This window comes from Vibrio sp. NFR, from assembly GCF_027587095.1.
Classification (GTDB): Bacteria; Pseudomonadota; Gammaproteobacteria; order Enterobacterales; family Vibrionaceae; genus Vibrio; species Vibrio harveyi.
Map to the genome: position 1 here is coordinate 162,985 of NZ_JAPPTN010000004.1, position 15,380 is coordinate 178,364.

Sequence of the window (15,380 nt, forward strand, 5' to 3'; positions counted from 1 at the left end):
GTTATTTACCTCTGTATTACTGTCTGTCTTGTTGTGTTTAAAACAGTGTTCATTATCCGAGTGAGGCGATGAAAAACTAAACTAAAAGTAAACAAAAACCAAATAATTTCAATCGGCTTAGACACTTACGAAATTGTGTGTTTTTTGTGTAATCAGTGGCTGTTCATCGTAATTTATTAATGATGCAATGCAGAGCTGCTGGGTGATTCAGTGCGATGGTGTGAATTGTGAACACTGAGAGATTTCTGATTTGATTTTGCAAACCTAACCTATAATTCAAGGAGTTGAGAAAATAGTGAGACTGTATGCATAGAATCTATTTCGCCAATTTAATCCTCGATCCGACGACAAGGAAATTGTCCAATTTACGAGGCAGTGATGTACCGTTAAGACCGCTCCCTTATCAAGTGTTGAACCTGTTGATTGAAAAGCAGGGTGTTCATGTCACTCGAGAGGAGTTATTTGAAACGTGTTGGGATGGTTCGGTAGTCACGGATCAAGCACTAACTAATGTCATCTCGGGCTTGAGAAAGAAGCTAGGGCAGTTGGATGCAAAAGGCGTAAAGATAAAAACCGTTAGCAAAATTGGTTATTTACTAGAAATTGATGACGACGCTAAACCCACTAAGCAAAAAGTACAGATCCCGGCTTTAGAAACACTGGAACCAGAGTCCGCCGAAACGGTTAGAACTTCTGTTCAAAGACCAACTGAATCGCGAGATAAGGCATTGAACTTGGCACCAATGCTGAGCTTGCTACTTGTTTTAGCACTTGGTTCAGTATTGTATTTTCGTCCTTTCGCGCCACATCCTGATTTCCTCAATAATTCTGAATATGACGACTTTTCCATCTCTGAAACGGACTTTTATTTTTACGACCTCAAACATGATGAGCTTAATCTTTTGGCTTTGGCAACCAGTTTGAATGAGGATTCATTTCCTGTCTGTCCGGCAATTGTTTATTTACGCGTTTCCGAGTCAGCTTATCAAGAAGGTGCCTACATTTTGCGTGCCTTTGCGTTTGCTAAAAATAGCAATAAGAACGTCAACTACATTAACTTCTCACTTGAGATTGAGTCGTTAAAAGAGACCATCTTGGAGAGCATGAGGAGGGCGGACGCAATATGCAAATAAACAAACTCGCCGTGCTTAATATCGGATTGACACTCGCTTTAGTTGGCGTTGCCTTACATCAAAAGTACTTTCAGTCGGATGAGATTACTGGGTCCCGCTGGGCTTGTGCGACCTATGAAGAGGACTTTATCACGAAAGGCTATCGACGATACGAGCACATCAAAGATCGCTCTGTAGTGGTGTTTAGCTCCGATAGGGATATGTATATCTTTCAAAAAGGTTCACTTCTAACTAAGACGGGTGAAAGTAAAGAATACGAAATGATTTTCAATGGTAAGTATAAGGTCGATGGACATGAGTTATCAGTGGATTATCAAAAGGTAAGCTGGAATCACCAACCGACAGAAAGCGAAGTGTTTATCCGCGACATGAACTCGTATGTTGGAACGAAAACGGACTTTATTTATAAAGTTGAAAATGACCGTTTGTTCTTTTTCAATCAAAGCGAAGCAGAGGAAAGTAACTTTGTTTGTTACCGCATTTAGTCATCCATTCGTTTTTTCATATTTAGTTATCTGACCACGCTTCTGTTCGCGTCTCTACAATAAAAAACACCTCCCAATGCCGAAGCAGAGGAAGGTGTCGAATGCCAAATCGAGGGAGGCATTGTTAATCGTTAATCAATCGTTGCTTAGGTGAGCACAAGCTGACCGTTGACGATTAAGCAGCAGCTTGTTGTTTCGCTTCTGCTTTGTTCTTTAGGAACGCGTAAGTGAAACCTGTTACCGCTGTACCTGCTGCGATTGCTACCAAGTACATCAATACCGGAGAAATTGCGTTAGGGATTAGCAGTACGAACAGACCACCGTGTGGTGCCATTAGTTTTGCACCGAAAAGCATAGATAGTGCACCCGTTAGTGCGCCACCCGCCATACATGATGGGATTACACGCATTGGATCTTTCGCTGCAAATGGGATTGCACCTTCAGAGATAAAGCACAAACCAAGAACGAATGATGCTTTACCTGCTTCACGCTCGCTTTGTTCAAATTTGTTTTTCGCAATAAATGTCGCTAGACCCATACCAAGTGCTGGAACCATACCTGCCGCCATGATTGCAGCCATAGGAGCGTAAGTTTGAGAAGCCAATAGACCTACACCGAATGCGTAAGCTGCTTTGTTTACTGGACCACCTAAGTCGAAACACATCATTGCGCCAAGGATAATACCTAGTAGTACAGCACTGTCAGAACCCATGTTGTTTAGGAAGTCTGTCAGACCGTTCATGATGCCTGATACCGGACCACCTACGATGTAAATCATAACTAGACCAGTGAACAAGGTTGCCACAAATGGGATGATCAGAATCGGTTTAAGTGCTTCCATCGATTGTGGAAGTTTCACTTTATCTGCAAGGAACTTCGCGGCATAACCAGCAATGAAACCCGCAGCGATACCACCAAGGAAACCAGCGCCAGTTGAGCTTGCAAGCATACCGCCGACAAGACCCGGAGCCAGACCTGGGCGGTCAGCAATTGAGAATGCGATGTAACCTGCAAGTACAGGAATCATCAGAGCAAAAGCGGAGCCGCCACCAATGTTCATCAGAGCAGCCGCTAATGTGCCTTCTTCTTTAAACGCTTCAATACCAAATACGAAGGATAGGGCGATGATCAAACCACCAGCAACAACCACAGGGAGCATGTGCGATACACCTGTCATTAGGTGTTTGTATGCGCCTTTCTTCTCTTCAGTCGCTGATGACGCGCTTGATGAGCCAGAATGTTGGTATACGGTTGCTTGTTCAAACGCTTTGTCCATCTCTTCTGCGGTTTTCTTCAGAGCTGGACCTGTTTTAGTGCGGTACATCTTCTTGCCGTTGAAGCGGTCTAGTGGCACTTCGATGTCGGCAGCGATGATTACCAAATCTGCGTCTGCGATTTCTTGGTCAGTGAGTTGGTTTTTCGCGCCTACTGAACCACGTGTCTCCACTTTGATTTGGTGACCGCGGCGTTTGCCTTCTTCTTCCAGTGCTTCCGCCGCCATGAAGGTATGCGCTACGCCTGTTGGACATGCCGTAATTGCAACGATTTTCTTCGTCGCTGATGCACTTTCAACTGGTGCCGCAACAGTTGTTGCTTGCGCTAAGGTTGCTGCGCTTTCTACTGCAGTTTGTAGGAAAGCAGATGCGTCTTTAGCTACGTCGCTGATATCTGATAAGTAGACTTTTTTACCTACGAAACGAGAAGTATCAACTGGAGTGTTAGCCGCAATTACGATCGCTTCTGCTTGTTCAATGTCAGTGTCTGTTAGTCGAGTTGGTTCAATCACGCTTGATTGGCATTCAATCTTCGCATTCCAACCTAACTTAGCGGCTGCTTGTTCTAGTAGACCTGCCGCAATGATGCTGTTCGCAACACCACTTGGACAAGCTGTAATGATGGCAATATTCATATTGATAACCTTCTGTTCCTTAGTTTTTGTCTAAGTTAGTATTAGGGTAAAGCTCGGTTACTTGTGTTTGGAGCTTGATGTTCTCCAGTTCTTCCTGACTGGTTAAGCCTACGCCAACTTGGCTAACTGCAAGAGCAGAAAGCGCGGTAGCGAAGCGGAGTAAATCGTTTTTCGGCATCACTTGCATGTGACCCCAGCACAAGCCCGCAACAAGCGTATCGCCTGCACCAACTGTGCTTACAACATTCATTCTTGGTGGTTGTGCGCGTAGCCATTCACCTTGGTTAAGCCACATCACACCGTCAGCGCCCATTGACACAACAATGTTCTCAATGCCTTTATCGCTAAGTGTTTGCGCCGCGGTTTGGCATTGCTCTGGTGTGGCTAGATGTTCGCCAACAAAATCACTGAGTTCTTCATCGTTTGGCTTGATCAACCAAGGATGCGCTTCGATACCTGCACGTAATGCGGCTTTACTGCTATCAAAAAGCACTTTCTTACCTTGTTGGTGCAGCGCTTCAATCCACGTTGCACATTGCTCTGCGCTTACGCCGCCAGGTAGGCTGCCGGCAAGAACAAAGTAATCGTGTGTTTCTGCAAGGCGGAATAGGGTTTGTTCAAAGCGAGTGATTTCTTCTGGCGTGACTTGCACACCAGGGAAGTTGATATCGCTGACTTGACCATTTGCCTCAACCAGTTTTACGTTGATGCGCGTTGCGCCTTCGACTTCAACAAACTCGTTGTGAACCTTGATGTCGTCGAAAAGCTGGTGGAATAGTTCCGGATTGTCTTTGCCTAGAAAGCCAGTCACTGTCACGTCCGCACCTAAGTCACTCAGAACTTTGGCGACATTTACGCCTTTACCAGCAGCATGCAGGTTGCTCTTTTCTACTAGGCTTACCGATCCCACTTTTAGTGAATCCAGTGAACCCGTTAGATCAAGGGCGGGGTTAAGCGTAATGGTCACGACTTTGTTTGTTGCTTTTGTCGATGAAATTGTTGCTGTCATGAATCCGTCCCTTAACCTTCACCAAGACCAGAAGCGATTGCTTTACCGATGGATTCGAGAGCTTGTGCTGCGTCTGGACCTTCAGCTGAGAATTGAAGCTGGTGACCGTGTTTTACACCAAGCGCAATAACTTTCATTAGGCTCTTTGCGTTTACTGGTTTAGCGTCGCCATCTAAGTTAGCAACACGGATGGTTGATTCGAATTTCTTCGCTTCCGCGACCAGCATTGCGCCCGGACGAGCGTGCAAACCGTGCGCGTTCTTAATCTTGAACACTGCAGTGTTGCCATCTTCAGATGCTTCGCTTGCTACTTCTTCGCCTTTGAATAACGCTAGAACTTGTTCTGCAGAAGCATCAAGTAACTTGTTGTGTTCGTTGTTAAACACAAGCTTTGAAATTGTGCTTAGGATCGATTGGTGCGCGTTATTGCAAGCAGCAAACGCAACTAGAGCACGAACTTTCTCGCCTTCAAACTCACAGTCATTCGCTGTTGATACAAAAGAAACACCAGTGCGAGTGACTTGCTTATCGCTACCGACTAGCCACAGACCTTGACCAAGGTGCGTCGGTGTTTTCGTCACAAGATCCGCAACGAATTCTGCACCAGCACAACCTGTATTCTTAAGTAGACCACCCGCAACCGCGCTCATTTGAACCATGTCGCTTGCAGGGAAGAGAAGTTGAATTAGAGAGGCATCGAAATCTGCTTCTAGCTGAACGTCACCATGAAGTAGGGCAATGATGTCATCTTCGCTTTTCGCATTGCGTAAGCGCTCTTCAACACCGTCTGCGCCCAATACTTTTGTTAGCTGCTTTAGGATGCCCAAGTGCTCGTCTGATTTTGCCGCGATACCAATAGCGACGAAAACCTTATTGCCGTCACCCCATTCAACACCTTCTGGGAAGTGGTGAACCGCAACACCCGTGGTTTTAACCATTGAGCGTGTGTCTGTGGTGCCGTGAGGAATCGCGATGCCGTTACCCAAGAATGTTGAGTTTTGGTTTTCACGGTTTAGCATGCCCTCTACATAGCCTTGTTCTACCAGACCTTTGTCTGTCAGGCTTTGAGCGATGTTTTTAATCGCTTCAAACTTATCTGTAGCGGATTGAGATAGGGTAATGTCGTTCTTACTTAGCTTAAGCATGGTGCTTCTCCAGCCTTAAGGTATCTATTTCTAATTCATCTTGGCTACGCTGCTCGTTCTTCGATGCGTAACCTTGTTTATCTATTCTTTGCTGAACCGCTGTTCCTGTTAACCAGCGTTGTTTGCTACGAAACTGCTTAACCTTAACAATAAACTGAATCGATTCAGCAATTGGTCAAATTTTTTAAAACACTCAGCGAAACTGTTTTTAAAATCAAAACTTAATCATCCAGTGATTGATTGCCTATAAAGCCTAGCAAAGCAAACCTCACTTGCTGTTTTTTGGTGATTCCCGTCAATTTTTAAGTTTTGCTGAATCCTTTCAGCTTTTATACTGAATCGGTTCAGCATATAATTCAACTTATCGAAGGATCGTTGATGTATTAATATGATCCTGCGCACAGAATAGGGCTTAGAATATGACACTGGATGAAATAGCGAAATTAGCTGGGGTTTCAAAGACGACAGCAAGCTATGTGATTAACGGGAAAGCGCAGAAATACCGCATCAGCGAAAAGACTCAAAAGAAAGTCATGGCGGTGGTAGAGCAGCACAATTACAAACCGGATCACGCGGCTTCTTCTTTACGTGCGGGAAACTCGCGTTCGTTCGGTTTGATCATTCCAGACCTAGAGAACACCAGTTACGCACGTTTAGCAAAACTGATTGAGCAAAACTCTCGTAAAGCAGGTTACCAAATCCTGATTGGTTGCTCGGATGATAATCCGCAAACGGAAGAGAAAGTGGCTGAGGCATTGGTTAGCCGTCGTATTGACGCATTGTTTGTCGCAAGTAGCATGCCGGCTGCCAGTGAGTATTACTTAAAGCTGCAAAACTCGGGCACGCCAGTTATTGCACTTGACCGTCCAATGGATGATGAGCATTTTTGCTGTGTGATCAGTGAAGATTTTGACGCGGCATTTGAGTTGACTGAGTCGGTTTTGTCCTCTGAAATCAAATCGATTGGGCTTATTGGCGCGTTAGCAGAACTTCAAGTTTCTAAAGAGCGTGAATTGGGTTTTCGTTCTGCTTGCCAACAAGAAAGCAAAGATGTGCTGGTAGGATATGGTCAGCATTTCTCGCGAGAAGAAGGCAAGAAAGTGCTAGAAAGTTGGATTGCGAATGACGAATTACCTGATGCGTTAGTGACTATGTCATACACCTTACTCGAAGGGGTGTTAGACGTTATGTTAGAAAAGCCGGAGCTGATGGCGAAAGTGCGTTTAGCTACCTTTGGTGATAACCGCTTATTAGACTTTTTGCCAATCAAAATCAATTCGTTACCGCAGCAGTTTGAACTCATTGCCGACAGTGCGATGGAGTTGGCGCTTAATGCGTCTGCAAAACGCTACAAGGCTGGGGTTGAGTTGATTCCACGTAAGATTGTGAAACGCCACATCGACGCTAAAGCTTAATTTCTACCGTCAGCGCCACAAACGCGTGGTCGCTGGCGTTTTTATCTCGCTCAAAAGACGGGTTAATTAAGTGCGCATCCAGCACTTGATATCTCGTCACTTCCGCTATCGATATGTCTGCATGAGCATCGAATTCCTGCGATAGCAAGATGTAGTCCAACACATTTCCTTTTGCGAAGTGGTAATGCGTTGCTGGGCGTGGCTCCAGAGTAGGCGCTACTTGCAATTCCCATCCGTCATTTAGTTGCAAATCAGTGACGCTGTCACCGTAATGCTCAATCAAAACCTTGTTAACGCTTGTGGGTGTGATGGCTTGGTTCATGTCTCCCATTAACACGGTGGGCATTGAGTCGCGTGCATACTGCTTTTGCATTGCGTCGCGTAGCATGGCTGCTTCCCAACCGCGTTGTTGTGTTGATAGCCAGCGCGCAATTGGTTTGCTTGCATCTGCAGGTGCCTCTGAATCAGCCGGTCTTTGTGATTTTAAATGCGTAACATAAATTGCAATATGCCCAATGATAGGGTGAACGATGATTGCTCGAATTGGTTTTCGGCTGAAAGGGGGCGCAGAGAAATCACCGAAGGCGTTGAGCGTTTCTTTATCGAAAGTGACGGCTTCATAACTTTCAATTGGGAAGCGGGACGCGATTGCCACTACAGGACGAGAGTAGATGTAGTCCCCCTCAATATGCGGCGTATCGACACTGGCAAAGTGCTGATATCCCATTGTAGTAAAGAAGGCTTTGGTTTCTTCAATGCTGAACACTTCTTGTAAGCCGATGACATCCGGGGCGAGTTGCTCGAGCTGTGATTTTGTCCAAGTGAGTTTGTCCTGCCAGTCGTCGAGGGAGTAAATGTTCTCGAAGTCATAATACGCGCCAGGTGGAGCAACAAAGTTGAACAGATTGGCGGTGGCAAAGGTAATGCAGTTCTTATTAGACAAAATATTGCTCGTTCAAGGAGTTATTGGGTGAGTATATACCCAATTGGACAAGTTGAGTGAAGATCACGTTTCTATTTGTACGCATTCCGTTTAAACTCCGTTCATCAAGAAAAATGAGTAACGAACATGACCCAAGATTACGAACACGAAGAGTATTTAGAAGGCGAAGAGATTGAGATCGAAGCGATCGGTATCGACGTCGACGCGCACCCAATTGAGCTGTACAAGCTTTTCAAAATCGCAAACTTGGTGAGTGGCGGTGGTGAAGCAAAACACATCATCGAAGAAGGTTATGTTGCGGTAAATGGTGAGCTAGAAACGCGCAAACGTCGCAAGATGTACGACGGCGATTTCTTCGAGTTCAACCAAGAATACTATGTTGTTGTGTGCGATGCGCCAGTAACTGAGCCAGAAACTGCGGAACAAAAGGCAGAGAAGAAGGCGAAGAAGGACGCGCAAAACGCGCGTAAAGAAAAATCTCGTTCGAATAAGAATGAGAAAAAAGCTAAAGGTCCTCAATCGACGGGTCGTAAAGCGGCGCACAAAGAGCGTAAGGCACAGAAAGAAGCATTGTCTCAATCTGCCAAGAAAGGTAAGAAAGAAGACAAGCCTCAAGTGAGTCGCGATCCAAAGAGTGGGCGTAACTCTATCGACTTCTTCTAAGTGATTTGTCTATAACACGGATAATTTCACAAGCGCCGCTTCGGTTATTGAACAAGGCGGCGCTTTTGTATTTTGCGGTTGTTGATTTGACAGATAAGAATTTGGGGCTGATTGGTTAGTGTAAAACTTCGCTGTTTTGCGCGTGTTTGGTCCAGTGGTTAATCGAGTTTGGCTTAGCTAGGTAAAAGCCTTGGTAGTAATCAAGATTAAGCGCTTGCATAGCGGAGAGCTGCATGTTTTCCTCAACCCCTTCAATGACAACTTTCGCATTCATCTCTTCAGCCAGTTCAACTGCATTGGCAATCGCAAGTGTATCGCCAGAGCAGTAATCAAGAAGGTAAGAACGGTCTATCTTGATAATGTCGGGACAAAGTTGCTTAACGCGTGACATATCGGAATGGTGGGAACCAAAGTCATCAATGGCGAAAAGAAAGCCATTAGCTCGCATTAGTTGTACCGCTTGGATCAGTAATTCAGTATCACCACACGACTCTTCAACCACTTCAAAGACCACATCAGAAGGTTCCATACCTAGCTCATGCAACCGCTTATACAGCAAACCGTTATCTTTAAAACCCATGTCTTTGGTCAGTGTTAATAAGGTTTGCGGCATGACGTTTAGAAATAGTTTTATCGGCGAACCTGCGAAATGACGTGCAAAGTTTCGGATATGAATTGCCCGAGATAGAAACTCCATACAAAGTCGGAAGTAGGTATCTATGCTGGCATCGGCAAAGAAAAGATCTGGACGAATGTTGGCTCCGTCTGCGCCTCGAATGCGCAATAGGGCTTCCATCCCGATCATGTTTTGGTGTTTATCGAAGATTGGTTGATAAACACTATGGAAAGTATATTGATTGAGCACGACGTAATATTCGCCAAGGCTGTCCTGCCTTATGTATTGCTCGTAATCGGACTGCTTCTTTAACTCCATGAAAAACGCCAAAAAAATAGCATGAGAGCGAATGTAACAGGATGGAATTCGGATTTGAAGCGCTAGGCTGTCTTAATTTTGAAGCCCTTTGAGTTAATTTGAAATAGATTCCGATTTTTTCTCGATGTATCTAAAAAACATTGATAGACCGAAACAAATCAGAAAGTAAACCAAGCCCACAATTAGCCAAATTTCAAAAATGTAACCGGAAGAGTTTGCCATCTCGGTACCAACGAAGGTCATTTCTTGAATCGAAATCAGTGAGACAATAGATGTGTCTTTGACTAAGGAGATAGTTTGGCCTGCCAATGCTGGCGTAATAGCTTTGAGCACTTGTGGGGCAATGATAAAGCGATATTTGACCCAACGAGATAAACCGAGAGAATCTGCGGCTTCCCACTGTCCTTTATCGACACTTTGTAAACCAGCACGAACCACCTCAGCAATGTAAGCGGAAGAGAGCAAGCCTACGCAGAGAACTCCTGACGCTAGGTTCTCCCACAAATTCGCCGGACCAAAGAAGAAGCTTTGCAGTGCATTGGGTTCGCCGCGATAGTTGCGAAGTAGATCTTCTAACCCAAGTAACGGGATTAATTGGTTTGAAATAAAAAAGTAGAAAATAAAGACGAATACCAATGGTGGAATATTTCTCACCAACTGAATAAACGCGTTGGCAGGTGTGCGAAACCAAGCCGATTCCGAGAAGCGGGCTAAGCCAAGTAGGGTGCCTAATATAAGTGCGAAGCTAATGCCCCATAAACTCAGGCGTAACGTTGAAATCAAGCCTTGAAAAAAATATGGCAGCCCACCATCAGCACGCGGAGTAAACAACAAATCAATGGCTTCTTTCCAATGCCAGATGTAGTTCACCCCTACGGTGGAGCGGTGGTAAAGCCAAACCCCAACTAACGCGCAGATGGCAAGCAACACCCAATCAAGTAGGTTAAAACGGTTTAAGAAAAAGCCTGACTTTGTTTTGGTTGGTGCAACACGAGTGGTGGTTTGTCCGCTCAAGGTTTGACTCCGATAGTAAAGAGAGGACCGACCCTTCATTCGAGTCGGTCTGTGTATTCGATGTATTAGTTTTTGCGTTTATTGACCGTGTGCCACTTGGTCTTGCCAATCCAGTGTTGAGAACCAGTATTCGTAGCGCTCATCTAACCAACCGTCTTGGGTACGTGCTTCTATCCATTTGTTGAAGAAGGCTTTTTTGTCTTCTTCACCTAAGCGAACGGCAAAGGCTTCGTTACCTTTGGATAGACGCTCAGTAAATGGAATGAACAACTTATCCGCGTGTTTGATCGCTTCATGCTCAGGTTTAGGGCTCGATGCAATCACCGCATGTGCATTGCCGTTTAGAACTTCTTGGAATGCTTGTGCGTCATCATCAAATTGAAGGATTTTTGCTTTCGGGAATGTTTCACGCGCTACTTGAACGGTAAAAGCACCACGACGAGCTGCAATTTTCACTCGGCGAGAATCAAAGTCAGAAAACTCGCTAAAGCCAGCTGCCAGTTCTTTGTTCGCTGCAACTTGAACACCTGAGTGTGAGTAAGGTTCAGTGAACAGTACGCTCTTAGAACGTTCTGGAGTAATCGACATACCGCCAATGATAACGTCAAATTTCTTGGCTAGTAGAGCAGGGATGATTCCGTCCCATGCTGTTGGTACGAACTCAACCTTCAGACCTGAATCTGCGGCTAGGCGTTTAGCGACATCAATTTCAAAGCCAATCAGTTCGCCTTGTTTATTTCGCATTGCCCAAGGTACGAATGTCGACATACCAACGCGAAGTGTGCCTCGTTCCTTGATTTGATCTACGTTTGGTGTTGCTGCTTGCTCATTGGCTAACGAAGGTAGAGCAATCGCAAGCCCCAATAATGCAGTAATGGTCGCTTTGAATAACTTCATGTTATCTCCTTATAATTTGCGCCAACTGGCTCCTAGTTTGTGTTCTAGCCAAGCGGATAAGCCAGAAAGTGATAATGTGAGAGCAAGGTAGATTGCTGCCACAGTAAACCAAATTTCAAATGGCATCGCCGTTTCCGATACGATGTTTCTTGCCTCGGTCGTTAAGTCGAATATTGCCATAACACTCACAATCGAAGAGTTTTTAATCAATGACACGACTTCGTTCGTCAATGGCGGCAGGGTGCGCTGAAGCACCTGCGGTAGGATCACGTCTTTGTATGCAAAGAAAGGCGATAAACCTAGCGTCTTCGCTGCTTCAAATTGACCTTTTGGAATGCTGTTCAAGCCTGCTCGGAAGATCTCTGCCGTATATGCACCTTGGAAAAGCGACAACGCCAACACCGCAGTGCTGAATCGATCTAAACCAATGACTGGTCCAAACACAAAATAGAGCAGGTAAATTTGTACCAACAGCGGCGTATTACGAATCAGTTCCACATAAGCTGTGCCAATCGCGTTGCCTACTTTGGAATTGCTCAAACGCAATAAAGCGGTGATTAAACCAATGACCAAAGTGAAGAATAGACTAATGGCAGAGATTTTTAAGGTAACGATGAGCCCATCGACCAATTCTGCTGGCCACCATTCACCATCTTCGTAGAAGGCAATGTAGTCGGGCACGCGCTCCCATTGCCATTGGTAGCCCATGGCTTGAGCTCCTGAATCGAGCACCCAAATAATCGCAATCAAAAGAATCGCAATTTGTAATATGGCTTGTAAGACCGGTTTAAGGATTCGAACAACCATAGGCTAGTAGCTCAGGATTTGATTTAAGAATGCTTGCGTACGTGGGTGTTGTGGTGTTTCAAATAGTGCAACGGGGGAGTTCATCTCGATGATTTCACCTTCGTCCATAAACACAACACGATTCGCTACTTTCTTTGCAAAGCCCATTTCATGCGTCACACAAATCATGGTCATGCCGCTCTGGGCAAGTTCTACCATGACATCTAACACTTCGTTGATCATCTCTGGATCAAGTGCTGATGTTGGTTCGTCAAATAAGAGAAGGTCCGGCTCCATACAAAGCGAACGGGCAATGGCAACACGTTGCTGCTGACCGCCGGATAGTTGAATCGGATATTTGTTTGCTTGCTCTTCAATGTTGACGCGCTTGAGGTAGTGCATCGCTCGCTCTTCTGCTTCTTGCTTCGACAGTTTTAATGTACGAATTGGCGCGAGAGTAAGGTTTTCTAAAACGGTCAGATGCGGGAATAGATGGAAGTGTTGAAACACCATGCCGACTTTACCCGGCTTATGGGTTTTGGCGTTAGCTGGTTGCTCAAAGACGTTGAGTTCACCTTCTTGGATAGATTCTAAGTGATTGATACAACGAATAAGAGTGGATTTACCTGAACCGGAAGGACCACAAACAACAACGATTTCACCGGTATGTACTGAAAAATTAATATCTTTAAGTGCGTGGTATTCTCCATACCACTTGTTTACGCCGCTGAATTCAACAACGATATTTTTTTCTTTCAAGGCTGCCAACTTTTAGAATAAATTTCTTTCTACAATAACAAGTTATTAACCGTATTGCACCTGTTTATAAGGGTTAAACTGTCCAACTGGTGAGCAAATAACTCATTACAAAACTACCTGATAATGTAGTCAATTTTAAAGAAAACGGATCACTATCGCGAAGACAGACATGGTGATCAGAAACTGAGCTGAATAGTAGGTTGTCATGACGACTTGACGTGAAAATATCGAAGTGCTGCCAAAGCGCTCAAAGGCAAGCACAACGCCAGACATAGTGAAGATGAAACTGCCAAGCACCGCGAAAGCTGACGATTGTGTTTTACCACTTGCGTAATACTCCATCGCCATCCATAGCATCGTCATCAAAACAAAGATGTAGCTAGCAACGGACCATTTTTCTTTACCCAAGTCGGGCTTAAAGAATGAGTAAGCGCAAAGTCCAGCGCCGAATACAGCAAATGGGAGCCAAGGGGTGAAGTGCCAGGCTGCCATATTAATGAAGCCCAAGGCGTAACTGATCTGTGCGAGACAAAACAGTTTGATCCCAAAAACAAACTTATCTTTTGGGTGCATCATGATTAAATCACCGATCAGAGACAACGAAAGTCCGGAGATTACCCACTTTGTGTAGGGAAGGTGACTGGCTGGAGACATGAGTAACATGCCAATCATAGCGATGAGTGGCAGTGGTTTGGTCAGAAAGAACATCCACTTTGGACCAGTCTTAATGCTGATGATATGTATGAGCGCACAAGCAATGACAATCAGCCACATACGATTAACTCTTGAATAGACGACATTACGCTCAATGTTTGATGAGCAAGCTAAAAAGGACACTTCGAATAGTAAGCACTTGGTTTGTTTTTAGTCATTGGCTTACATAAACACATCGAACTATCGCCTATTTGTTATTTTTCTAGCAGAAAAGTTCAATATTTATTGCATTGTCAGTGTTCGGCTAAATTAACATAAAAAAACGGTATTGTGTCTACGAGGACACAATACCGTTAAAAAAGGCAGTATTTTGATAGATTGAGTCGTTAAGCGACTGCTAGGTCAAGAATCTGGCGGCTGCTTTCAAGATCGATTGCTTGGTTTTCACCAAGAACAGTCATGCCATGTTTGCTCAGTTGTGCGATCACTGAGTCAATTGCTGCTTCGCGGTCATCACCGTAACCTTCTAATTGTGTTGCTACACCTAGTTGGTGGTAGAAAGCTTCGATCGCTTGGATCGTGCGCTCTGCCAAATCATCACCATCAGATAAACCAAATACGTTGCGACCCATTTGCTCAAGCTTAGGACGCTTAAATTGCATTTGGTTGCGAAGTAGGGATGGTTGAATGATTGCAAGTGAACGAGCGTGGTCAACATGCCACAATGCTGTAAGTTCGTGACCGATCATATGCGTTGCCCAGTCTTGTGGAACACCACTACCAATTAGACCGTTGAGTGCTTGGTTTGCTGTCCACATCAGGTTTGCGCGCCATTGGTCGTTGTCACGTTCTTCAAACTGTTCGCCCAGAACTTTTAGGTTTTTCAGTAGTGCTTCTGCATAGCCGTCTTGAACCATTGCACCAGTAGGCAGTGTTAGGTACTGCTCACAAACGTGTACCCATGCATCTACGACACCGTTGATCAACTGACGCTCTGGGAGTGTTTTCATTACATCAGGATCAAGGACCGCAAATTTAGGCTGCACGGCAGGAGCAAGAAACGCCAATTTATCTTGAGTTTCCTTTTTGGTGATAACTGCGCCCATGTTTGATTCTGAGCCAGTAGCTGGAAGTGTCAAAATCGCGGCTAGTGGTGTCGCTTCTGTCACTTGATGTTTGCCAACCATGATGTCCCAGCCATCACCGTCGTATTTTGCCGATGCTGCAACGTACTTAGAACCATCAATAACCGAACCACCACCTACGGCAAGGATAAAATCAACGTTTTGTTCTTTTACGATTGCAACGGCTTTATCTAGCGTTTCTTTGGTTGGATTTGGCTCTACACCTGAGAACTCAAGCCACTCGCGGCCTTCTAGAGCTTGCGCTACTTGGTCGTAAACACCGTTCTTCTTAATTGAACCGCCACCATAAATGACAAGTACTTTTTGACCGGTAGGGATCGCGTTTGTAATTGCGGCGATTTGACCTTGTCCGAAGAAGATTTGAGTTGGGTTGACGTATGAAAAGTTCATTATTAGACCTCTTGCTTCCATTGTGAGGAGAGTGAATACATGCATATTAGTACGCATTGATGCGCCTTAGTAGGTCGATTTCTGTAATTTTTTTGCCTA

The 15,380-nt window shown here is 44.9% G+C and carries 15 protein-coding genes; 4 read left to right on the forward strand and 11 right to left on the reverse strand.

What is annotated here, in order from left to right; genetic code table 11:
• The first annotated feature begins 305 nt into the window (after positions 1-305).
• On the forward strand, positions 306-1,133 hold the full coding sequence (locus OH463_RS09475) for a winged helix-turn-helix domain-containing protein (protein ID WP_269991117.1): 828 nt from the start codon (positions 306-308) through the stop codon (positions 1,131-1,133).
• Positions 1,124-1,618, forward strand: coding sequence for a hypothetical protein (locus OH463_RS09480; RefSeq protein WP_069218633.1), 495 nt, complete (start codon positions 1,124-1,126; stop codon positions 1,616-1,618). Before OH463_RS09475 ends, OH463_RS09480 begins: the two co-directional genes overlap by 10 nt.
• Before the next feature lie 175 nt (positions 1,619-1,793).
• Here the strand turns inward: OH463_RS09480 and fruA are convergent, their stop codons facing one another.
• The 3 genes from fruA to fruB are packed head-to-tail and all read right to left on the reverse strand — an operon-like array spanning position 1,794 to position 5,681.
• Positions 1,794-3,527 (reverse strand): PTS fructose transporter subunit IIBC, encoded by a 1,734-nt coding sequence (fruA, locus tag OH463_RS09485; RefSeq protein ID WP_269991119.1) that lies wholly within the window; start codon positions 3,525-3,527, stop codon positions 1,794-1,796.
• A 19-nt stretch (positions 3,528-3,546) separates the two neighbouring features.
• Positions 3,547-4,536: a 1-phosphofructokinase gene (gene pfkB / locus OH463_RS09490; protein WP_017189019.1), complete on the reverse strand. Its 990-nt coding sequence runs from the start codon at positions 4,534-4,536 to the stop codon at positions 3,547-3,549.
• A gap of 11 nt (positions 4,537-4,547) precedes the next feature.
• Complete coding sequence (gene fruB, locus OH463_RS09495) at positions 4,548-5,681, reverse strand: fused PTS fructose transporter subunit IIA/HPr protein (protein WP_005451672.1); 1,134 nt, start codon at positions 5,679-5,681, stop codon at positions 4,548-4,550.
• Positions 5,682-6,100: 419 nt separating this feature from the next.
• Here fruB and cra point away from each other — a divergent pair, with 419 nt between their 5' ends.
• Positions 6,101-7,096, forward strand: coding sequence for a catabolite repressor/activator (gene cra / locus OH463_RS09500; RefSeq protein ID WP_005451680.1), 996 nt, complete (start codon positions 6,101-6,103; stop codon positions 7,094-7,096).
• On the opposite strand, the gene OH463_RS09505 is transcribed toward cra, so the two are convergent.
• Positions 7,086-8,039: an endonuclease/exonuclease/phosphatase family protein gene (locus OH463_RS09505; RefSeq protein WP_269991123.1), complete on the reverse strand. Its 954-nt coding sequence runs from the start codon at positions 8,037-8,039 to the stop codon at positions 7,086-7,088. The two genes, cra and OH463_RS09505, sit on opposite strands and share 11 nt — an antisense overlap.
• Positions 8,040-8,165: 126 nt before the next feature.
• Here OH463_RS09505 and OH463_RS09510 point away from each other — a divergent pair, with 126 nt between their 5' ends.
• Positions 8,166-8,702: an RNA-binding S4 domain-containing protein gene (locus OH463_RS09510; protein WP_009696717.1), complete on the forward strand. Its 537-nt coding sequence runs from the start codon at positions 8,166-8,168 to the stop codon at positions 8,700-8,702.
• Positions 8,703-8,817: 115 nt separating this feature from the next.
• Here the strand turns inward: OH463_RS09510 and OH463_RS09515 are convergent, their stop codons facing one another.
• The 7 genes from OH463_RS09515 to OH463_RS09545 all read right to left on the reverse strand — a co-directional run bounded on the left by OH463_RS09515 (position 8,818) and on the right by OH463_RS09545 (position 15,281).
• A complete protein-coding gene (locus OH463_RS09515) occupies positions 8,818-9,636 on the reverse strand; it encodes an EAL domain-containing protein (protein WP_009696716.1) in 819 nt (272 codons plus the stop codon).
• A 93-nt stretch (positions 9,637-9,729) separates the two neighbouring features.
• The gene (locus tag OH463_RS09520; protein WP_017189021.1) at positions 9,730-10,650 is read right to left on the reverse strand and encodes an amino acid ABC transporter permease; all 921 of its coding nucleotides are present in this window, start codon (positions 10,648-10,650) and stop codon (positions 9,730-9,732) included.
• Between the two features lie 78 nt (positions 10,651-10,728).
• A complete protein-coding gene (locus OH463_RS09525) occupies positions 10,729-11,547 on the reverse strand; it encodes a transporter substrate-binding domain-containing protein (RefSeq protein ID WP_005451692.1) in 819 nt (272 codons plus the stop codon).
• A 9-nt stretch (positions 11,548-11,556) separates the two neighbouring features.
• On the reverse strand, positions 11,557-12,354 hold the full coding sequence (locus OH463_RS09530) for an amino acid ABC transporter permease (protein ID WP_009703114.1): 798 nt from the start codon (positions 12,352-12,354) through the stop codon (positions 11,557-11,559).
• 3 nt (positions 12,355-12,357) lie between these two features.
• Positions 12,358-13,092, reverse strand: a complete 735-nt coding sequence (locus OH463_RS09535) for an amino acid ABC transporter ATP-binding protein (protein ID WP_005451695.1) — start codon at positions 13,090-13,092, stop codon at positions 12,358-12,360.
• A 135-nt stretch (positions 13,093-13,227) separates the two neighbouring features.
• The gene (locus OH463_RS09540; RefSeq protein WP_269991130.1) at positions 13,228-13,866 is read right to left on the reverse strand and encodes a lysoplasmalogenase; all 639 of its coding nucleotides are present in this window, start codon (positions 13,864-13,866) and stop codon (positions 13,228-13,230) included.
• Between the two features lie 266 nt (positions 13,867-14,132).
• Positions 14,133-15,281 (reverse strand): iron-containing alcohol dehydrogenase, encoded by a 1,149-nt coding sequence (locus OH463_RS09545; protein ID WP_005451698.1) that lies wholly within the window; start codon positions 15,279-15,281, stop codon positions 14,133-14,135.
• Positions 15,282-15,380: the final 99 nt, after the last annotated feature.